Annotated in this window: 21 protein-coding genes; 5 read left to right on the top strand and 16 right to left on the bottom strand. The window is 65.9% G+C overall.

Translation table 11 applies throughout. From position 1 onward, the window contains the following. Window positions 1-171: 171 nt before the first annotated feature. Window positions 172-1,572 (top strand): cytochrome ubiquinol oxidase subunit I, encoded by a 1,401-nt coding sequence (locus J7396_RS08010; RefSeq protein WP_122272505.1) that lies wholly within the window; start codon window positions 172-174, stop codon window positions 1,570-1,572. Then, window positions 1,572-2,588 carry a cytochrome d ubiquinol oxidase subunit II gene (gene cydB, locus J7396_RS08005; protein ID WP_209261411.1) on the top strand — a complete coding sequence of 339 codons (1,017 nt, stop codon included), beginning with the start codon at window positions 1,572-1,574 and terminating at the stop codon, window positions 2,586-2,588. Before J7396_RS08010 ends, cydB begins: the two co-directional genes overlap by 1 nt. 60 nt (window positions 2,589-2,648) lie before the next feature. Here cydB and J7396_RS08000 read toward each other — a convergent pair whose 3' ends face one another. The 16 genes from J7396_RS08000 to J7396_RS07925 form a co-directional block, all read right to left on the bottom strand. Then, complete coding sequence (locus J7396_RS08000; protein WP_228729624.1) at window positions 2,649-3,386, bottom strand: prolyl oligopeptidase family serine peptidase; 738 nt, start codon at window positions 3,384-3,386, stop codon at window positions 2,649-2,651. Window positions 3,387-3,587: 201 nt separating this feature from the next. Continuing rightward, on the bottom strand, window positions 3,588-4,949 hold the full coding sequence (gene mgtE / locus J7396_RS07995) for a magnesium transporter (RefSeq protein WP_003487859.1): 1,362 nt from the start codon (window positions 4,947-4,949) through the stop codon (window positions 3,588-3,590). A 30-nt stretch (window positions 4,950-4,979) separates the two neighbouring features. Then, entirely contained in the window at window positions 4,980-5,321 is a 342-nt protein-coding gene (locus J7396_RS07990) for a hypothetical protein (RefSeq protein ID WP_173427036.1), read from the bottom strand. A 35-nt stretch (window positions 5,322-5,356) separates the two neighbouring features. Further along, complete coding sequence (gene ptsP / locus J7396_RS07985; protein WP_014090700.1) at window positions 5,357-7,087, bottom strand: phosphoenolpyruvate--protein phosphotransferase; 1,731 nt, start codon at window positions 7,085-7,087, stop codon at window positions 5,357-5,359. Window positions 7,088-7,145: 58 nt separating this feature from the next. Then, a complete protein-coding gene (locus tag J7396_RS07980; protein ID WP_005913389.1) occupies window positions 7,146-7,415 on the bottom strand; it encodes an HPr family phosphocarrier protein in 270 nt (89 codons plus the stop codon). Beyond that, complete coding sequence (locus J7396_RS07975; protein ID WP_003487850.1) at window positions 7,408-7,800, bottom strand: PTS fructose IIA component family protein; 393 nt, start codon at window positions 7,798-7,800, stop codon at window positions 7,408-7,410. The genes J7396_RS07980 and J7396_RS07975 overlap by 8 nt, the downstream gene beginning before the upstream one ends. Before the next feature lie 516 nt (window positions 7,801-8,316). Further along, window positions 8,317-9,189, bottom strand: a complete 873-nt coding sequence (gene rapZ, locus J7396_RS07970) for an RNase adapter RapZ (protein WP_008572674.1) — start codon at window positions 9,187-9,189, stop codon at window positions 8,317-8,319. Continuing rightward, complete coding sequence (hprK, locus tag J7396_RS07965) at window positions 9,186-10,136, bottom strand: HPr(Ser) kinase/phosphatase (RefSeq protein WP_003487845.1); 951 nt, start codon at window positions 10,134-10,136, stop codon at window positions 9,186-9,188. The genes rapZ and hprK overlap by 4 nt, the downstream gene beginning before the upstream one ends. Further along, on the bottom strand, window positions 10,133-10,591 hold the full coding sequence (locus J7396_RS07960; protein ID WP_008572672.1) for a PTS sugar transporter subunit IIA: 459 nt from the start codon (window positions 10,589-10,591) through the stop codon (window positions 10,133-10,135). The genes hprK and J7396_RS07960 overlap by 4 nt, the downstream gene beginning before the upstream one ends. 21 nt (window positions 10,592-10,612) lie before the next feature. Beyond that, a complete protein-coding gene (raiA, locus tag J7396_RS07955) occupies window positions 10,613-10,930 on the bottom strand; it encodes a ribosome-associated translation inhibitor RaiA (protein ID WP_005913379.1) in 318 nt (105 codons plus the stop codon). Window positions 10,931-11,017: 87 nt separating this feature from the next. Continuing rightward, complete coding sequence (locus J7396_RS07950) at window positions 11,018-12,457, bottom strand: RNA polymerase factor sigma-54 (protein WP_209261267.1); 1,440 nt, start codon at window positions 12,455-12,457, stop codon at window positions 11,018-11,020. 40 nt (window positions 12,458-12,497) lie between these two features. Next, entirely contained in the window at window positions 12,498-13,217 is a 720-nt protein-coding gene (gene lptB / locus J7396_RS07945; RefSeq protein WP_008572666.1) for an LPS export ABC transporter ATP-binding protein, read from the bottom strand. Then, a complete protein-coding gene (lptA, locus tag J7396_RS07940; RefSeq protein ID WP_083348053.1) occupies window positions 13,217-13,777 on the bottom strand; it encodes a lipopolysaccharide transport periplasmic protein LptA in 561 nt (186 codons plus the stop codon). Before lptA ends, lptB begins: the two co-directional genes overlap by 1 nt. Beyond that, window positions 13,755-14,330: an LPS export ABC transporter periplasmic protein LptC gene (lptC, locus tag J7396_RS07935; RefSeq protein WP_008572662.1), complete on the bottom strand. Its 576-nt coding sequence runs from the start codon at window positions 14,328-14,330 to the stop codon at window positions 13,755-13,757. Before lptC ends, lptA begins: the two co-directional genes overlap by 23 nt. Further along, a complete protein-coding gene (locus tag J7396_RS07930) occupies window positions 14,327-14,875 on the bottom strand; it encodes an HAD family hydrolase (protein ID WP_008572659.1) in 549 nt (182 codons plus the stop codon). Before J7396_RS07930 ends, lptC begins: the two co-directional genes overlap by 4 nt. A 48-nt stretch (window positions 14,876-14,923) precedes the next feature. After that, window positions 14,924-15,925 (bottom strand): KpsF/GutQ family sugar-phosphate isomerase, encoded by a 1,002-nt coding sequence (locus J7396_RS07925; protein ID WP_008572656.1) that lies wholly within the window; start codon window positions 15,923-15,925, stop codon window positions 14,924-14,926. Window positions 15,926-15,978: 53 nt separating this feature from the next. Between J7396_RS07925 and J7396_RS07920 the strand changes: the two genes are divergently transcribed. From J7396_RS07920 to J7396_RS07910, 3 genes are all read left to right on the top strand, one after another. Beyond that, window positions 15,979-16,206 (top strand): BolA/IbaG family iron-sulfur metabolism protein, encoded by a 228-nt coding sequence (locus tag J7396_RS07920; protein ID WP_014090695.1) that lies wholly within the window; start codon window positions 15,979-15,981, stop codon window positions 16,204-16,206. 241 nt (window positions 16,207-16,447) lie between these two features. Continuing rightward, window positions 16,448-17,722: a UDP-N-acetylglucosamine 1-carboxyvinyltransferase gene (gene murA, locus J7396_RS07915; RefSeq protein ID WP_029819917.1), complete on the top strand. Its 1,275-nt coding sequence runs from the start codon at window positions 16,448-16,450 to the stop codon at window positions 17,720-17,722. After that, complete coding sequence (locus tag J7396_RS07910) at window positions 17,719-18,042, top strand: hypothetical protein (protein WP_008572651.1); 324 nt, start codon at window positions 17,719-17,721, stop codon at window positions 18,040-18,042. The genes murA and J7396_RS07910 overlap by 4 nt, the downstream gene beginning before the upstream one ends. Window positions 18,043-18,210: the final 168 nt, after the last annotated feature.

Here is an 18,210-nt window from a genome sequence, read left to right as displayed (position 1 = left end):
GGCGGCAATTTGTCGCAGATGCGACGCCGTGTCGCATCGGGAACGGGCGCGACCGTCCCTATCATGATCGCGTAGCGCAGCAGCGCGCGCGCGATCGCTCGATGCAATGCATTCCGGCGATCGCGCTGCGACCTGCACGCCGACGATCACTTTTTTCCTGGAGGGTTCTCCATGGACGCACTGCTGTTATCGCGGATCCAGTTCGGATTCGTCATTGCGTTCCACGTGTTGTTTCCGGCATTCACCATCGGGCTTTCCAGCCTGCTGGCGTTTCTGGAATGGCGCTGGTTGCGCACGCGTCTGCCGGTCTGGCGCGAGCTGTATTTTTTCTGGCAGAAGATCTTTGCCGTGTCCTTCGGCATGGGCGTGGTCAGCGGCATCGTGATGGCCTTCCAGTTCGGGGCCAACTGGCCGGAATTGAGCCGCGTGGCCGGTGGCGTGATCGGGCCACTGCTGAGCTATGAAGTGCTCACCGCGTTCTTTCTGGAAGCCAGTTTCCTGGGCGTGATGATGTTCGGCTGGGGTCGAATTTCCGAGCGCCTGCATTTCCTGGCCACCTGCATGGTGGCGCTGGGCACGCTGTTTTCCACGTTCTGGATTCTTTCGTCCAATAGCTGGTTGCAGACCCCAGCCGGCTATGAGGTCATCGGCGGCGTCGTGCATCCGGTGGACTGGTTGCAGATCATCTTCAATCCCTCGTTCCCGTACCGGCTTGCGCACATGGCGCTTGGCTCGTTCATCACCACCTGCTTCGTGGTGGGTGCAGTGGGCGCGTGGTATCTGCATCGTGGCGTACATCGCCAGGCAGGGCTGCGCATGCTGAAGCTGGCCGTGGTGTTTGCCGCGATCGCCGTACCGCTGCAGATCGTCGTCGGCGACATGCATGGCTTGAACACGCTCAAGCATCAGCCGATGAAGATCGCCGCGATGGAAGCGCACTGGCATGCCGAACAGCCGGGCGAGGGATTCCCGCTGGTGGTGTTTGCCTTGCCCAACGCACAGGCTGAGCGCAACGACTATGAGGTGGCGATTCCGCGCCTGGGTAGCCTGATCCTGACCCATCGCCCGGATGGCAGCATCGCGCCACTGACGTCGGTGCCGGCAAGCGAGCGCCCGCCGGTGACGCCGGTGTTCTTCGCCTTCCGCATCATGGTGGGGATCGGCTCATTGATGCTGCTGGTGGCCTGGGTGTCTGCCTTCGCGTTATGGCGCGGCAAGCTGGTGCAATGGCGCTGGTTGCTGGCGGTCTGGCGCTGGATGTTGCCGAGCGGCTTCATCGCGCTGATTTCCGGCTGGTTCGTCACCGAAATCGGCCGGCAGCCCTATGTGGTCTACGGCTTGTTGCGCACCGCCGATGCGGTGGGCCCGCAGTCTGCGCTGATGACCGCCATCTCGCTGGCGGTGTATGTGGCCGGCTACGCGTTCGTGTTCGGCTGGGGCATCTGGTACCTGGTCAAGATCGGCAAGCAAGGCCCCACCCCACATGCCGACGCGCCGCATCTGGACCATGGCGAACACACGCCCGCACGCCCGCTGTCGGCAGCGGATGCACCGATCGACGGAGCTGCATGATGGAGATGAACAGCGTATTGCCGGTGGCGTGGTTTGCGGTGATCGGCTTCGGGGTGCTGATGTACGTGGTGCTGGACGGCTTCGTGCTCGGCATCGGCATCCTGGCGCCGTTCCGCAAGGACGAAGCGCAGCTGGATCTGATGATGAACACCGCCGCGCCGATCTGGGACGGCAACGAAACCTGGCTGGTGCTTGGCGGGGCAGGGCTGCTGGCCGCATTTCCCAAGGCATATGCGGTGATCTTGTCGGCGCTGTATCTGCCGGTGCTGTTGATGGTGATGGCCTTGGTGTTCCGCGGCGTTGCATTCGAATTCCGTTTCAAGGCGCATCGCTCGCGGCGCTTGTGGAGTAATGCGTTTGCTGCGGGTTCGATCCTGGCCACCTTCGCGCAGGGCGTGATCCTGGGGGCGCTGGTGCAGGGCCTGCCGATCGACAACGACCGCTATGTCGGCGGCATCTGGGGCTGGTTCAGCCCGTTCGCGATGCTGACGGGCGCCGCCTTGGTGTTCGGCTATGCGCTGCTCGGCAGTACTTGGCTGATTCTCAAGACAGAAGGCCACGTGCAGCAGTTGGCGCGGCAGTTGAGCCGACCGTTGACCATCAGCGTGTTGATCTTCATCGGCCTGGTCAGCGCCTGGTTGCCCTCGCTGCAGTCGCATGTGATGGAGCGCTGGTTCAGTGGCACGCACTATCTGTGGCTGATGCCGGTGCCGCTGCTGGTCGCCATCGTGGGAGGGGCGCTATGGCGTGCGAGCGAGGCCGCGCGCTTGGATGCGCTGCCATTCCTGCTGGCGATGGGCCTGTTCGTGCTGGGCTTCTTGGGTCTGGTGCTGGGCATGTGGCCGTATCTGGTGCCGCCGGTCTACACCATCTGGCAGGCTGCCGCGCCGCCGTCTTCGCAACTGTTCGCGATGGTGGGACTGGTCATGCTGCTGCCGCTGATCCTGGGCTACACGGTATGGTCGTACCGCGTATTCCGCGGCAAGATCACCGCTGACACCGGGTATCACCACTGAGGCGCACCGGCCATGTCATGCCGCCATGCCGGCGCAGGGCCGGCGTGGCGCTGCACAACATCAGCGCAGGCGCTGCTTGAACATCCATTCCCACATCGCCGGGTCCGCATAGGTTGCGTCCCAGGCGTTGTGGTTGCCTTGCGGATATTCGCTGTAGCGCACATTGGCCCCGACGCCCTTGGCGGCGCGGTACAGCGCGCGGTCGTCGTGCGGCGGCACCGAATCGTCCTTGGCGCCATGGAACATCCAGATCGGCACGTGCTTGAGTTGCGTCACTGCCGCGGTGTACGGGTCCGCTTCCTTCGCCACCAGGCTCACGTACAAGGTGCGGCGCTCATCGCGCGGTGCCTTGAGTGCGCCGCAGATCGGCACGATCGCCGCAAATCGTTGCGGCTGCATCAGCCCGATTTCCCAGGCGCCATAGCCGCCCATCGAAATGCCGGTGAGGTAGGTGCGCTGCGGGTCGGCAGCGAACTCGGCGCTGGCCGCATCCAGCGCCGCGATTGCCATGCGCGCATTGACGCCCATCCACTCTTCGTCATTGGGCACTTGCGGCAATACGACAAGCGCGGGGAAATCGGCAGTGTGTTCGCTCAAGTAAGGGCCCAGGCCGACTTCGGCCTGATCGCGCCCGTTATCGCCGCGCTCGCCCGAGCCATGCAGGAACAGCACGATGGGCCGCGGCTGCGGCACCTTGGACGCGGGCACGAACACTTGATAGCGGTACAGGCGCCCTTCCAGTTTCAGCGTGCGGGTGACGAAGTGGCCGCGGCGTTCGTCGTGGCGGCGCTCAGCCATGCTGGAACAGCCGGCCAGCAGTAGCGCAAAGGCAATGACAACAAGACAACGACGAATCACGCAGCTCTCCCGACCGATCACATGGGTGCAGTATTACCGCATGCCGGTGCGCTGGCGTGTCGAGGCGAGGCGATTCCTGTCGAATATTCATCTGCTTGTCGTCATCGCATGCATGACACGCTCCAGGCCAGACACCGAAGGTCAGGGCAGCAGGATCAACGTGGCCAGGCCCAGGAAGCTCAAAAAGCCCATCACGTCGGTCAAGGTGGTCAGGATCACGCCACCGGCCAACGCCGGATCGAAGCCCAACCGTTTCAGCGTCACCGGCACCAGCACTCCGCCGAAGGCGGCAGTGAGCATGTTCACCGTCAATGCGGTGCCGATCACCAGCGATAGCATCGGTTGCCGGAACCAGGCCAGCACGATCAAGCCAAGCCCGATGCCCAGGCACAGCCCGTTGATCAGCGCGACGGTGAGCTCTTTCTTGAGCAAGGTCATCACGTTGGACGAGCCGATCTGGCCCAGCGCCAGGCCGCGCACCATCAGGGCCAGCACCTGGGTGCCGGCATTGCCGCCCATGCCGGCAACGATCGGCATCAGCGCCGCAAGCGCCACCAGTTTCTCGATGGTGCCCTCGAACCTGCTGACCACGCTGGACGCCAGAAACGCGGTGCACAGATTGATGCTCAGCCAGATCAGGCGGCGCCGGAATGCGCGCCGTGCCGGGCTGAACATGTCTTCGTCTTCGTCCAGACCGGCCGCGCTCATGGCCTGGTGCTCGGCCTGCTCGCGGATGATGTCGACCACGTCGTCGATGGTGATGCGGCCCAGCAGGATGTTGTTGTCGTCCACCACCGGCGCGGAGATCCAGTCGTGGTCGGAGAAGCGCCGCGCCACTTCGTCCGAACCGTCGCCGACATCGATGGCCGGTTGCTCGTCGTCGATCAGCCGGTTGACCGGCGTGCTGTCTTCGTGGGTGACCAGCGCCGCCAGCGGCACGCGGCCCAGGTATTGGTGGCGCCGGCTCACCACGTACAGATGATCGGTGTGGTCGGGCAGTTCGCCGCGCAGGCGCAGATAGCGCAGCACCACGTCCACATTGACGTCGGCGCGCACGGTGACCACGTCCGGGTTCATCAGACGCCCGGCGGTGTCTTCCGGATACGACAGCACCTGCTCGAGCCGCTCGCGGTTTTCGCGGTCCATCGACTTGAGCACTTCATCGATGACGGTGTCGGGCAGGTCTTCGACCAGGTTGGCCAGATCGTCGATGTCCAGGTCTTCGACCGCCGCCACGATCTCGTCCGGGTCCATGTCGGCCAGCAGGCTTTCGCGCACTTCGTCGCCGACATGCAGCAGCACCTCGCCATCGTCTTCCGGATCCACCAGCCCCCACACCACTTCGCGCTTGCCCGGTGGCAGCGATTCGAGCAGGTTGCCGATTTCCGCCGGCGCCAGCGTATTGACCAACCGGCGTACCGGCCCCAGGCGTCCGCTATCCAGCGCGTCGGACAGCAGGCGTAGCTGGCGCGCGGTTTTGTCGTGGCGAACGGCTTCGGCCATGCGCGGCTTCCCGGAAGAGTGGACGCGCCATCAGTAAAGGACGCGGTGCTGGGTCAGCAAGGCATTATCGCTTGCGCATGGTGACGAAACATACAGGGCCGCTGCGGCGCGCTTGCGCAGGGCGTGCGCGGTGGACGCAGCCAAGCCGCGCGAGCTGCTCAAGGTGCATGGAGCGGGATGCGATTGACGATGCAGGCGGCATCTTCGGCGCTTTTCGACAAGGAGGCGATCAACGCGGTGCGAGCGGGCGTGACTGGTGCGCGCAGCAATCGCACTGCCCAAGCGGTACATGCCGATTCGCGCCACCGTCTGGGCCTGCCTCAGGACTGCGAGCGTGTCGAACGCCGTGCTGAAGGAAACCCAGGTCTTCAAGCATCGGCCGCGCGGCCGGGCGCTGCGTGCCGCAATTACCGCAGCAGCCCCTGCGCATGGCCAGCCAGCCATTTTTCGATGCCCTTGCGATCGCGGGCGCGCAGCAATTTTTCGCCATGCACGCGCAACTCGCCCAGATGGGTGTCGCGCACCGCGCGGCGCACTTCCAGCAACGTGGCCGGATGCAGGCTGAACTCGGTGAGCCCCAATGCCAGCAGCATCGGTACGAAACGCGGATCGCCGGCGATTTCACCGCACACCGCGACCGGCTTGCCGTAGGTGCGCCCGGTGGCGATGACCTGCGCGATCAGCCGAAGGACGGCCGGATGCAGGGGCGAGTACAGCTCGCCCAATGCCTCGTTGTTGCGATCCACCGCCAGCAGGTATTGCACCAGGTCGTTGGTGCCGATGGACAGGAAATCGATATCGTCGATGAAGCAGTCCAGCGCCAATGCCGCAGCCGGCACTTCGATCATCGCACCCAGCGGGATGTGCTCGGCGATCTCGTGGCCTTCGGCGCGCAGCTGTGCGGTGAGCTTCTTCAACTGCTTGCGCAGCTGCAGGATTTCTTCGCGGCCGCTGACCATCGGCACCAGGATGCGCACCGGCCCGTAGCCGGACGCACGCAGGATCGCGCGCAATTGCGCCTGCGCCACCGCCGGCCGCGCCAGCGACAGGCGCACGCCCCGCAGACCCAGCGCCGGGTTGTCCTCATCGCTGAGTGTCAGGCCGGTGCGGTCGGCCTTGTCGGCGCCAAGATCCAGGGTGCGGATGGTGACCGGTCGGCCGCTCATGCCCAGCACGGTGTCGCGGTAGGTGTGGAACTGTTCGTCTTCGTCCGGCAGTTCGTTGCGCTGCAGGAACAGGAATTCGGTGCGGTACAAGCCCAGGCCGCTGGCCCCGAGCGCATGCGCGTTGGCCACGTCTTCCAGCGATTCGGCGTTGGCCAGCAGAGTGATATCGACGTTGTCGCGCGTACGCGTGGGCTTGGAGCGTAGCCGGCCCAGCTCGCGCTGTTCCTTGGCAAGCGCACGCAGGCGCTCGCGATAGTCGCGCAGATGTTCGGGCTTGGGGTCGACGATGACCTGGCCCGAGCCGGCATCGACAATCAGCACATCGCCATCTTCGATGCGCTGCAGCGCGTCGCTGACGCCCACCACCAACGGCAGGTGCAGGCTGCGCGCCAGGATCGCGCTGTGCGACAGCGTGCTGCCGGCGGTGGTGACGATGCCGACCACGCCTTGCGCCTGCAGCTGCGCCAGCTCGGAAGGTGCCACGTTGTCGCACACCAGGATTTCGCCGGCCACACCCTTGAGGTCGGGAGCGCGCTTGTGCAAGAACGCATGGATGCGGCCGATCACGTGATCCAGATCGTCCATGCGGCTCTTGAGATACGCATCCTCCATCCCGTCGAACACCGCCGCCAGGCGGTCGCGCTGTACGCGCAAGGCATAGTCGGCGCTGTAACGGTGGGTGCGGATCAGTTCATCCAGGCCTTGCAGCAGCTCGGGGTCATCGAGCAGCAATGCATGCAGCTCGAGAAATTCGCCGACTTCGCGCGCCAGTGCGCCGTGCAGGCGGTCGCGCAGCTGCTGCATCTCGACCCGTGCCGACGCGATGGCGGCATGCAGGCGCTGCAGCTGCGTTTCCACCTGATTGGCGGGCACGCGTTGTTCGGCCACTTCGAGGGTATGGCTCTGGCGCACGCGTGCGCGGCCAAGCGCGTTGCCGCGTGCAGCGCCATGTCCGCGCAGGCGCAGGCTCATGCGCGGCCCTGGCGCAGCGGCGCCGTGTCGGTCGCAACGGCACCGACGCCGCACATGCTCAGCTGTCCTCGTCGAAACGACGCTCGAACAGGTCCACCAGCGCCTGTAAGGCCTCGGCTTCGTCTTCGCCATCCAGCCGCACCACCACGCTGGTGCCCTGGCCTGCGGCCAGCAGCATCACGCCCATGATGCTCTTGGCATTCACCTCGCGCCCCTTGGCCGCCAGGGTGGCGTTGCTGCGATACGACGACAGCGTCTGCACCAGCTTGGCGGTGGCCCGCGCATGCAGTCCGAGTCGGTTGGAAACTATGAGTTCGCGTTCAAGCATCGTCGATGATCGCTCCGTTGCGGGTACCGGCCGCCGCAGTGGCGGGCAGTTCCTGCAATCCTTGTTCGGGGTAGTTCATCACGCGCAGCAGCATCGGCAGGCTCAGTGCGGACACCCGGCGAACCGGGGTGCCCAGCTTGGCCAGACGGTTGGCCAGATTGCTGGGGCTGGCGCCGTACAGGTCGGTCATGACCAGCACGCCGTCGCCGCTGTCGACCCGGCGCATCGCCGACGACGCCTGGGGCAGCAATGCGTCCAGGTCTGCATCGAACGGCACGTCGAATGCTTCGGTCTTCAACGGCAATTGCCGCAACAGCCCCGTCGCCACGTTCAACAACGCTGCGCCGATGCCGGGATGAGTAATGAGGAGAATGCCACAGGCCATGCCGAAACGTTAACAGGTCGGCATGACTGCGCGATAGCGTCTGCCTGCACAGATGTGTTGCGAACTGAATAGCCGTTTAGGACCGCTGCGGCGACGTGGCGGCAGCATGGGTCGCCATCGTGCGCTGCCGACGTGGCGCGATCCGTGGCTTGCGCAGCGTCAGCAGTGCGGCCTGCATGGCAAGCGGGCGCTGCCGTTTCCCTGCAGCGCGCAGGGGCATGTCGCCATGCGTGGCGGAATACCACCGACGCATTGGTGGTGACGGCGCCAACGTGTTGGTGGTGCAGCGTTGCATGGCGCATCGAACGAGAACGCCACGCGATTTTCGGGACGTCGGCGAGCCAGTCGCATCAGCGACAGCGTCGTCGGCCTGTGTAGCGTCCGCCCACGCCAGCCACCGCGCAAGCACTCCAACCTAAGAATAAGGCCAGCGAGCGTGTCGCCCTCAACGTAGGTACAGCACGCTCACCTCGCGGATGCCGCTGCAACGATTCCCGAATCCCGAATCCCAGCCCCTCAGTCCTGCTCGCGATGAAACGTTGCCACTTCCGGCCAGCCCTGTTCGCGCGCATGGCGGGCCATGCGCTCGGCCATGTAGACCGAGCGGTGTTTGCCGCCCGTGCAACCGAAGGCGATGGTCACGTAGCTGCGGGTGTCGTTTCGCAGTCGCGGCAGCCAGGTATCGAGCAGGTCCACGATCTGCGCGCTGTAGCGCTGCACGTCCGCCTCGTTGTCCAGATAGTCGCGCACGCCGGCATCGCGGCCGGTGAGTGGGCGCAGTTCCGGATCCCAATGCGGATTGGGCAGCACGCGCGCGTCGAACACGAAATCGGCTTCGGCCGGCACGCCGCGCTTGTAGGCAAACGATTCGAACAGCAGCGACAGCCGGTCATGGGAACCAAGCGCGAACTCGGTGACCACGCGGCGGCGCAATTGATGCACGTTGAGCGTACTGGTGTCGATGACGGCATCGGCCTGCGTACGCAACGGTTCGGTCAACTGGCGCTCGCGGGTGATCGCTTCCGGCAATGCCAGGCCGAGATGGCTGAGCGGGTGGCGGCGGCGGGTATCGGCATACCGCTTGATCAACGCCTCGTCGCTGGCCTCGAAAAACAGCAATCGCGCTTCGATGCCGTATTCCTGCGCGGCCTGGCGCCACTGCGCCAGCTGGGTCAGGTCGCTGCGGCTGCGCACATCGATGCCCACCGCCAGGCGCTGGTCGCCGATCGGGTTGCCACGCAGACGGCTTTTGACGAAGTCCGGCAGCAGCTCGACCGGCAGATTGTCCGAGCAGTAGTAGTCCAGGTCTTCGAAGGTCTTCAACGCGACCGATTTGCCCGAGCCGGACAGCCCGCTCACGATCATCAGCGTGGAGGGCGCGACACTCATGGCGTACGTCGCTCCAGCAGGTTGCTGTGGCGAGCGATGAACATCGCTGCCGGGTCGATGCCTTTGGTGCGCAGGATGTGCAGCCGGGTCGCCGCTTCGGTCAGCACGGCCAGATTGCGGCCGGGCATCACCGGCAGGGTGATCAGCGGCACGTCCAGGTCCAGCACATGGCGGCTGCCCGAATCGCCGGTCAGACGCTCGTAGCCGGACGGCGTGGGCTCGGTCATCGGCCGGGTCAGGTGCACGATCAGGCGCAGGTACTTGTTCTTCTTCACCGCGGTGTCGCCGAACATGTCGCGCACGTTCAAGACGCCCAGGCCGCGTACTTCCAGCAAATCCTGGAGCAGTTCGGGGCAGGTGCCGTCGAGCACATCGGGCGCGATCTGGGTGAACTCGGGCGCATCGTCGGCCACCAGCCGGTGGCCGCGGCTGAGCAGTTCCAGCGCCAGTTCGCTCTTGCCCGAGCCGGCTTCGCCGGTGATCAGCACGCCGATCGAGTAGATCTCCATGAACACGCCATGCAGCGTGACCCGCGGCGCCAGCGTGCGTGCCAGATGGTAGGAGAGATGGTTGAGCAGCTCGTGGCCGCGCTTGGACGAGATCCACAGCGGCGTATTGGATTCGTCCGCCGCCGCACGCAGATCTTCCGGGCATGACTGGTTCTTGCTGATCGCCAGCGCCAGCGGTTGCACCTGGATGATCTTTTCGATGGTTTCCCAGCGCTGCCGCGCATCCAGCGAGTCCAGCCAGGCCAGTTCCTCGGTGCCCAGGATCTGCACCTTGTTGGGATAGATCACATTGAGGTAGCCAGCCAGCGACGGGCGCCGTGCGTTGTTGCTGCCGGCCTGGATCTCGCGGTGCTCGCCCTTGGGGCCGGCGACCCAGCGCAGGGCCAGCTTGTCGCGCTGCTGGTCGAACAGTTCGCGTGCGGTGATGCTGGTATTCATGCCGCGCTCGCCTGCGCGGGCGGCACGTCGGCGAGCAGCGCCATCAGGGCATCGGCGTTGGGTGCGGCGCGCAAGTTCCGACGGAAGTCGGCATCGGAAAACCGTTCGGCCAGCTCGGACAGCAGCATCAGGTGCTGGTGGGTGTAGTGCGCCGGCACGGCCATGGCGAAGACCAGGTCCACCGGCTCGTCACCACCGAAGGACACCGGCGTGTCCAGCCGCAGCAAGGCCCCGCGTGGCTCGGTGAGGTTGGGGCAGCGCCCATGCGGAATGGCGATGCCATGGCCGATGGCGGTACTGCCCAGGGCCTCGCGCTCGCACAGGTTGGCGTAGAGCTCGTCGGCGCCGGCCTGACGACAGGAGAGCAGGTCGGCGGCGGCATGCAGGACGGTGTCGCGATCGGCGGCCGGCGACACCACGGTGCGCACGGCCGCCATCAGATCGGTTAAGGGCATGAGGGCATCAAGCGGGAAGCGTCATGCGGGATTGTCGCGCACCTCGCGGGCGTGGTGGTTACATTTCTTCTCTTTGTGCTTGAGCACCAGGCGGTCGAGCTTGTCGACCAGCAGGTCGATGGCCGCATACATGGTGGAGCCGCTGGCATCTGCGTGCAGGGTGCGACCGGGAAGGTTGACGGTGGCGACCACGTGGTGGTCCGGCTTGCGGACGGCCAGCTGCGTTCGGACTTCGCAGTGCTGGTCGAAATGGCGCTGCAGTCGCTGCAGCTTGCTTGCCACGTACTCCCTCAGGGCGGGGGTCACTTCAAGCTGGTGGCCATACGTCTCGATACGCATCGGATACCTCCATTGGTCGGTGGGCCAATGAACCGTTCCGGTGATCCGACAAGCCCGGCGCATGCCGGCGTTGCGGTGGTTGCAACGTCAGGCGATGCGCACGCGTTCGTGGGAGGCGGAAATGTTCATGGCCTCACTATACTTCGCAACGGTGCGCCGCGCCACTGGTACGCCGGATGTTTTCAGCAGATCGGCCAGCTTGGCGTCGGAGAGCGGTTTGCGAGGGTTTTCCGCATCGATCAGGCGCCGGATCATGGCCTGGATGGCGGTGCTGGAGGCCTCGCCGCCGCTGTCGGTGTCGATGCCGGAGGCGAAGAACGCGCGCAGCGCGATGGTGCCGCGCGGGGTGCGCACGTACTTGCGGGCGATCGCACGGGAAATGGTGGATTCGTGCAGGCCGAGCTCGCCTGCGATCTCGCGCAGCGTCAACGGGCGCAAGGCCTGCGCACCGAACTCCAGGAACCCGGCCTGGTGTTCCAGCAGGCAGCGCACCACCCGCAACAGGGTCTCGCCGCGCGCCTCCAGGCTCTTGAGCAGCCAGCGCGCCTCCTGCAACTGGCCGCGCAGATAGCCGGCATCGGATTCGCCGCAGCTGCGGATCAGGTTTTCGTAGCCGCGGTGGATGGTGACCTTGGGCTGCGCGCGGCCGGCCAGTGCGGCCCGCCAGACCCCGCGCTGGCGCCAGATCACGCAGTCCGGCACGACATAGGTGTCCTGCGACAGGTCGCCGATCTGTTTGCCCGGGCGCGGGTCCAGCGAACGCACCAGCTGCACCGCCTGTTCCACGTCGGCAGTGGAACGCTTGAGCTCGTGCGCCAGCCCGGCCACACCGCTGCGCGGCAGCCGTTCCAGCGGGCCGGCAACGATCTGCAGCGCCAGCTCGCGGCCGGGGGTGTCCGCATCGAGCACCCCCAGCTGCAGCGCCAGGCATTCGCCCAGCGTGCGCGCGCCCACGCCCACCGGGTCGAAGCGCTGGATCTGATGCAGGACGGTGAGCACGTCGGCCTCGTCGACCGCGGCGCCCAGCGACAGGGTCTCGAGAATGGCCGACAGCGGTTCGCGCAGGTAGCCGTCTTCGTCGAGCGCGTCGATCAGCATCGCGCCGATCTGGCGGTCGCGCGGCGACAGCGGTGATAGATGCAGCTGCCACAAGAGGTGGTCGGCCAGTGTTTCGGATTCGGCCACGCGCTCTGCCGCGTCGCCGGACTCGTCGTCGTCGAAGCTGCCGCCGCTGCCCGAGCCGGTCCACTGCAGTTCGTCCTGGGACCAATCCTCGTCGCGCTCGGCAGGCGCGACTTCTTCGCGCTGGGGCTGTTCGGTGGACGCGGACGGCGAGGAGTCCACCGCGATGTCGTTGGCCGCATGCGCAGCTTCGTCGGCCCATTCCAGCAGCGGATTGGTTTCCACTGCCTCGGCGATTTCCACTTCCAGCTCGGTGGTGGACATCTGCAATAGCTTGATCGCCTGACGCAATTGCGGCGTCATGACCAACTGCTGTCCTAGCGATGTCTGGAGCCGGGCTTTCATGCGGGCACTGACTGGAAAAAGCGTTGGCGCGGCGACGCGCTCAAAGGCGGAAAGTTTCCCCCAGATACACGCGACGGACGTCGGGATTGGCTAGCAACGTGTCTGGTGCCCCCTGCGCCAGCACGCCTCCCTCGGCGAGGATATACGCGCGGTCGCAGATTCCCAAGGTTTCGCGCACGTTGTGGTCGGTGATCAGCACACCGATGCCGCGCTCCTTGAGGTGGATGATGATGCGCTGGATCTCGCCGACCGAAATCGGGTCCACGCCGGCGAAGGGTTCGTCCAGCAGCATCATGCGCGGCTTGGCCGCCAGCGCGCGTGCGATCTCGCAACGGCGCCGCTCGCCGCCGGAGAGGCTGGCGCCGAGCTGATCGGCCACATGGGTGATCTGCAGTTCTTCCAGCAGCGAGACCAGTTCCTTCTCACGGCCGGCGTTGTCCAGTTCCTCGCGCAGCTCCAGCACCAGGCGGATGTTGTCGGCCACGGTGAGCTTGCGGAAGATCGAGGGCTCCTGCGGCAGGTAGCCGACGCCCAGCTTGGCGCGTGCGTACATCGGCTCGGCAGTGAGGTCGCGGCCATCCAATTCGATACGGCCGGCATCGGCTTCGACCAGGCCCACGATCATGTAGAAGCAGGTGGTCTTGCCGGCGCCGTTGGGGCCGAGCAGGCCCACCACCTCGCCGGCCTCCAGCGTGAGGCCGAACTCCTTGACCACTTCGCGTTGCTTGTACTTCTTGCGCAGACCGGTGGCGACCAGCATTACTTCTTCCCCTGCGGCTTGGCAGCGGGCTTGGCGGCCGGTGTCGGAGCGGGCGTTGCCGCGGCAGGCGCCGGGGTCTTCGGCTGGATGATGGTGCGCACGCGGCTGCCATCGCCGCCGCTCTGCATGTTGCCGGTCTTGGTGTTGTAGACCATGCGCTGGCCGGCGTTGGTGCCCTTGGGCGAATCCACCTTGTAATTGCCGGTCAGGATGATGATCTCATCGGCGACCTTGTATTCGATGTTGTCGGCCTGGCCGTGCATCATGGCGCCGTCGTCCATCTCCTGCTTGAGCGTGGCCTGCTTGCCGTTGAGCACCACGCGATCGGTCTGGCCGTTCTTCTGGAAGATATCGGCGGTGTCGGCGTGGATTTCCAGCGTACCCTGCGTGATCACCACATTGCCGCTGAAACGGCACTTGCCGCTGTCGTCGAGCATGTTGCAATCGTTGGCATTGGAGTCGATCGCCATCGGCTGGTTGCGATCGCTGGTCTTGGCCATTGCCAACGCAGGCAGCAGCAGTGCGGCAAACGCCAGTTTAGCGGGCAGCATTCGGTTCATAGCGGGTCTTGACCTGAGAGAGGAGCTTGTACTGGCGTGATTTGAGGTCGGCTTCGAAGCCGACGCCGCTCTGCATGATACCCGGGCGGGTCATGGTCACTGGCGCGTCGGTCTTGGCGATATTCTGTTGCGGGAACACGTCCAGGCTTTGGGTGCGGAACGTGGTGGGCGGCGTGGCGCCGCCAGTCGGGCTGTCGCCCTCGACATCGCCGCGCAGGCGCAGCTGGGTGCCGTCCGGATTGACCCAGCCGGTCTTGGCGCGCAGGGTCCACGGCAGATTGGCGTTGTCGGGCATCAGGAACACCGGTGTGGTGATGTCAGCGGTCTGGTCGGCCCGGTTGCGATGCATCTCCGGCGCGCGCAGCGTCATCGACTCCTTGCCGCTCTGCTTGTCCAGGGCAATCAGCTCGAAGTCGCGCAGGATGTAGTCGGCGCCGGACTCCTGCACGGCCGCGGCGGCTGGGCGCGCGCGCTGTTTCCAGGCCGACCAGCCGGAAATCACGGCTGCGACGAACAGCACCACGCCCAGGGTGGTGCGCCAGTTCCAATTCATGCCGAAAACCCTTCGATGATGCGTTCGACCTGGCCTTGTGCGGCCAGCACCACATCGCAGACTTCGCGCGCGGCGCCTTCGCCGCCACGGGCGCGGGTCTGCCACTGCACGCGCTCGGCAATCCATGGATGCGCGTTGGCCGGCGCCACCGGCAGGCCGACCGCGAGCAGGGCGGGCAGGTCGGGCAGGTCATCGCCCATGAACAGCACCTGGTCCAGCGACAGGCCGTGCTCCTGGCACAGCGCCAGCACTGCCAGGCGCTTGTTCTTCACCCCAATCTGCACATGCAGGCCCAGATCCTGGCCGCGCTTTTCCGCCGACAGGCTGGCGCGCGCGGTGATCAGCGCGACCTGGATGCCGGCGTGGTCGAGCTGCTTCAGACCCTGGCCGTCGAGCACGTTGAAGGCTTTGCTCTCGTTGCCGGCATGGTCGTAGTACAGGCGACCGTCGGTCAGGGTGCCGTCGACGTCGAAACAGGCCAGGCGGACGCGCGCGGCGCGCTCGATCAGCTCGGCGGGAAGGTGCTGCAAAGGGGAATAGGGCATCGGCACGAATCGGTGAGAACGGGGTCCGGCGGTTGAAAACTGAACCTGTTAAACCACCTTGGCGCGCAACAGGTCGTGAATGTTCAATGCGCCCACCGCGCGGTGCTGCGCATCGACCACGATCAGGCCGTTGATCTTGTAGTCCTCCATCAGCCGCGCGGCCTCGGCGGCCAGCTGGTCGGCGCCGATGGTGCGCGGGTTGCGCGTCATCACCTGCGCGATGCCGGCGCTGCGCACGTCGATGTCGCTGTCCAGCGCGCGGCGCAGGTCGCCGTCGGTGAACAGGCCGATCAGACGGTCGTCGGCGTCCACCACGGCAGTCATGCCCAGCCGCTTGCGGCTCATTTCCATCAACGCCTCGCTCAGGCTGGCGTCTTCGCGCACACGCGGCAGGTCCTCGCCGGCGTGCATCACATCGGTAATGTGCAGCAGCAGGCGCCGTCCCAGGCTGCCGGCAGGATGCGAGCGCGCGAAGTCGTCGGCGGTGAAGCCGCGCGCATCCAGCAGCGCGACTGCCAGCGCATCGCCCATCGCCAACGAGGCGGTGGTGCTGGAGGTGGGGGCCAGATGCAGCGGGCAGGCTTCGGCCGACACGCTGACGTCCAGGTGCACGTCGGCGGCCTGGGCCAGGGTGGAACCGGTGCGGCCGGTCATGGCGATGATCGGGTTGCCCTGGCGCTTGAGCACCGGCAGCAGCATGCGCACCTCGTCCGATTCCCCGGAGTACGACAGCGCCAGCACGATGTCGGCCTCGGTGATCATGCCCAGGTCGCCGTGTCCGGCTTCGCCCGGGTGCACGAAGAATGCCGGCGTGCCGGTCGAGGCGAGGGTGGCGGCGATCTTGCGCGCCACATGGCCGGACTTGCCCATTCCGGTGGCGACCACCCGTCCGCGCGAGGCCAGCACCAGCCGGCAGGCCGCGGCGAACTCGCTGCCGATGCGTGCGCCCACGCTGGCCAGCGCCTCGCGCTCGATCTGCAGCACGCGCTGGCCGCTGGCGACCAGGCTGGCGTCGCTGACGGTGGCGGAGGGCAGGGGCGAGACAGCCATGCAGGACTCGGGTGAAGAGTAGAATGTGCGCTCATTTTATGAGGAAACGCCCTTTGGACGCCGAAACCATCCGTAAACTCATCGAATCCGGCTTGCCCGAAGCCCGCGTCGACGTGCACGGCGACGACGGCGTGCACTTCGAGGCCACCGTGGTCAGCCCTGCATTTGTCGGCAAGCCACCACTGGCGCGGCACCGCATGGTCTATGCGACCCTGGGCGAGCTGATGGGCGGGGCGATCCACGCGCTGCAGCTGAAGACGCTGACGCCCGAAGAAGGCTGAACGCAGCCGCCGAGCGGGCTGGGCCGGAGCGGTGCGCAGCATGGGGTCAGGAAGCAGGATGCACCTGCATCGCCTCGGCTGGCGTCGTCCACGCCCACGCAATGATTGCGTCCAGCGCGTCCCGGTCCCCATCCGGCGCGGCTCGATCCCCCGGTTCCACCGCGCGCCGCGTGCACCACGATCGATACGCGCCTTATTTCATTCCCGACATCCCTTCTACTTTCGGATTTCTCAGATTCCCATGGCAAAAATCGTAGTGACCGGCGGCCAAGCGCTGCATGGCGAAGTCAATATTTCCGGCGCCAAGAATGCAGTGCTGCCGATCCTGTGCGCGACCCTGCTGGCCGACGCGCCGGTGGAAATCAGCAATGTGCCGCACCTGCACGACGTGATCACCACGGTGAAGCTGCTCAGCGAGCTGGGCGCGGAGGTCACCATCGACGAAGGCACGCTGGCCAAGGGCCGTTCGATCCTGGTCGACCCGCGCTCGGTCACCCATCAGGTTGCGCCGTATGAGCTGGTCAAGACCATGCGTGCCTCGATCCTGGTGTTGGGCCCACTGCTGGCGCGCTACGGCACTGCCGAAGTGTCGCTGCCCGGCGGTTGCGCGATCGGTTCGCGCCCGGTGGACCAGCACATCAAGGGCCTGCAGGCACTGGGTGCCGACATCAGCGTGGAAAATGGCTACATCAAGGCCACCAGCCACGGGCGCCTGAAGGGCGCGCGCTATGTGTTCGACATGGTCAGCGTCACCGGCACCGAGAACGTGCTGATGGCCGCGGTGCTCGCCGAAGGCACCACGGTGCTGGAAAACGCGGCGATGGAGCCGGAAGTCACCGACCTGGCCGACTGTCTGATCGCACTCGGTGCGCAGATTGAAGGCGCCGGCACGCCGCGCATCGTGGTGCAGGGCGTCGAGCGGCTGGGCGGCGGGCACCATGCGGTGCTGCCGGACCGCATCGAAACCGGCACCTTCCTGGTCGCCGCGGCGATGACCGGCGGCAGCGTCACCGTCCGCCGCGCGCGCCCGGAAACGCTGGATGCAGTGCTGGACAAGCTGACCGAGGCCGGCGCCACCATCACCACCACCGCCGACAGCATCACGCTGGACATGCAGGGCAAGCGTCCGCGCGCAGTCAGCCTGACCACCGCGCCGTACCCTGCGTTTCCCACCGACATGCAGGCGCAATTCATGGCGCTCAACTGCGTGGCCGACGGGGTGGGCGTGATCAACGAAACCATCTTCGAAAACCGCTTCATGCACGTCAACGAGCTGCTGCGCCTGGGCGCGGATATCCAGGTCGAAGGCCACACCGCCATCGTGCGCGGTGCCGAACGCCTGAGCGGCGCGCCAGTGATGGCGACCGACCTGCGCGCATCGGCATCCTTGATCCTGGCAGGCCTGGTCGCCGATGGCGACACCACCATCGATCGCATCTACCACCTGGACCGTGGCTACGAAAACATCGAGGAGAAGCTGGGGGCGCTGGGCGCGACCATCCAGCGCACCGCATGATCCTGCACGGCCGTTTCACCACCCGGCGCAAGATCCTGCTCGGCGTGATCGTGCTGATCCTGGCGTGGCTGGCCTATGCCTGGAGCGTGGGCATGGCCATCACCCAGGGCATGGAGTTCAAGGACATGGACTGGAACAACGACGGCACTGCCAGCCGCGAAGAGATCGCACAATCGTTCTATGCAGTGGCGGTGAAGAAGACCGTTGAAGGCAAGCGCCATTGCGACCTGTTCTACTGGCGTAGCACCGGCGAGCAGATCCGCGTGGACTGCCGCACGGTGTTCTCCAGCGGCGATGACAAGGCCGCGGCCAAGCCCTGAGAGGTCGCAGCTCGGCCTGGCTCCGATCGGTGCATGAAGAGCGGCTGAGCTGAGGCTTGGCTGCAGGGTCCTCGCCTGCCCACCATCGCGGGACACGCCGCAAGTACGTCCGTGTAGGCTCTTATGCGGCATCCATGCCGCATAAGGTCCCGCGACGGTAGGCGGGCA

It is taken from the genome of Xanthomonas sp. A1809, assembly GCF_017746015.1.
Lineage (GTDB): Bacteria > Pseudomonadota > Gammaproteobacteria > Xanthomonadales > Xanthomonadaceae > Xanthomonas > Xanthomonas euvesicatoria.
Note: the sequence above shows the minus strand (reverse complement) of the source record. Positions and strands in the feature narration are given on the sequence as shown.

What these genes read in the sequence shown, in the direction of transcription:
- hprK (WP_003487845.1), bottom strand. Translation starts at nt 10,136, where the DNA reads ATGAATACCAGCATCACCGCACGCGAACTGTTCGACCAGCAGCGCGAC.
- J7396_RS07960 (WP_008572672.1), bottom strand. Translation starts at nt 10,591, where the DNA reads ATGCCCTTAACCGATCTGATGGCGGCCGTGCGCACCGTGGTGTCGCCG.
- cydB (WP_209261411.1), top strand. Translation starts at nt 1,572, where the DNA reads ATGGAGATGAACAGCGTATTGCCGGTGGCGTGGTTTGCGGTGATCGGC.
- J7396_RS07975 (WP_003487850.1), bottom strand. Translation starts at nt 7,800, where the DNA reads ATGGCCTGTGGCATTCTCCTCATTACTCATCCCGGCATCGGCGCAGCG.
- J7396_RS07950 (WP_209261267.1), bottom strand. Translation starts at nt 12,457, where the DNA reads ATGAAAGCCCGGCTCCAGACATCGCTAGGACAGCAGTTGGTCATGACG.
- lptC (WP_008572662.1), bottom strand. Translation starts at nt 14,330, where the DNA reads ATGAATTGGAACTGGCGCACCACCCTGGGCGTGGTGCTGTTCGTCGCA.
- mgtE (WP_003487859.1), bottom strand. Translation starts at nt 4,949, where the DNA reads ATGGCCGAAGCCGTTCGCCACGACAAAACCGCGCGCCAGCTACGCCTG.
- lptA (WP_083348053.1), bottom strand. Translation starts at nt 13,777, where the DNA reads ATGAACCGAATGCTGCCCGCTAAACTGGCGTTTGCCGCACTGCTGCTG.
- murA (WP_029819917.1), top strand. Translation starts at nt 16,448, where the DNA reads ATGGCAAAAATCGTAGTGACCGGCGGCCAAGCGCTGCATGGCGAAGTC.
- ptsP (WP_014090700.1), bottom strand. Translation starts at nt 7,087, where the DNA reads ATGAGCCTGCGCCTGCGCGGACATGGCGCTGCACGCGGCAACGCGCTT.
- J7396_RS07925 (WP_008572656.1), bottom strand. Translation starts at nt 15,925, where the DNA reads ATGGCTGTCTCGCCCCTGCCCTCCGCCACCGTCAGCGACGCCAGCCTG.
- J7396_RS07980 (WP_005913389.1), bottom strand. Translation starts at nt 7,415, where the DNA reads ATGCTTGAACGCGAACTCATAGTTTCCAACCGACTCGGACTGCATGCG.
- raiA (WP_005913379.1), bottom strand. Translation starts at nt 10,930, where the DNA reads ATGCGTATCGAGACGTATGGCCACCAGCTTGAAGTGACCCCCGCCCTG.
- J7396_RS08010 (WP_122272505.1), top strand. Translation starts at nt 172, where the DNA reads ATGGACGCACTGCTGTTATCGCGGATCCAGTTCGGATTCGTCATTGCG.
- J7396_RS07910 (WP_008572651.1), top strand. Translation starts at nt 17,719, where the DNA reads ATGATCCTGCACGGCCGTTTCACCACCCGGCGCAAGATCCTGCTCGGC.
- J7396_RS07930 (WP_008572659.1), bottom strand. Translation starts at nt 14,875, where the DNA reads ATGCCCTATTCCCCTTTGCAGCACCTTCCCGCCGAGCTGATCGAGCGC.
- rapZ (WP_008572674.1), bottom strand. Translation starts at nt 9,189, where the DNA reads ATGAGTGTCGCGCCCTCCACGCTGATGATCGTGAGCGGGCTGTCCGGC.
- J7396_RS08000 (WP_228729624.1), bottom strand. Translation starts at nt 3,386, where the DNA reads ATGGCTGAGCGCCGCCACGACGAACGCCGCGGCCACTTCGTCACCCGC.
- lptB (WP_008572666.1), bottom strand. Translation starts at nt 13,217, where the DNA reads ATGCTGGTCGCCACCGGTCTGCGCAAGAAGTACAAGCAACGCGAAGTG.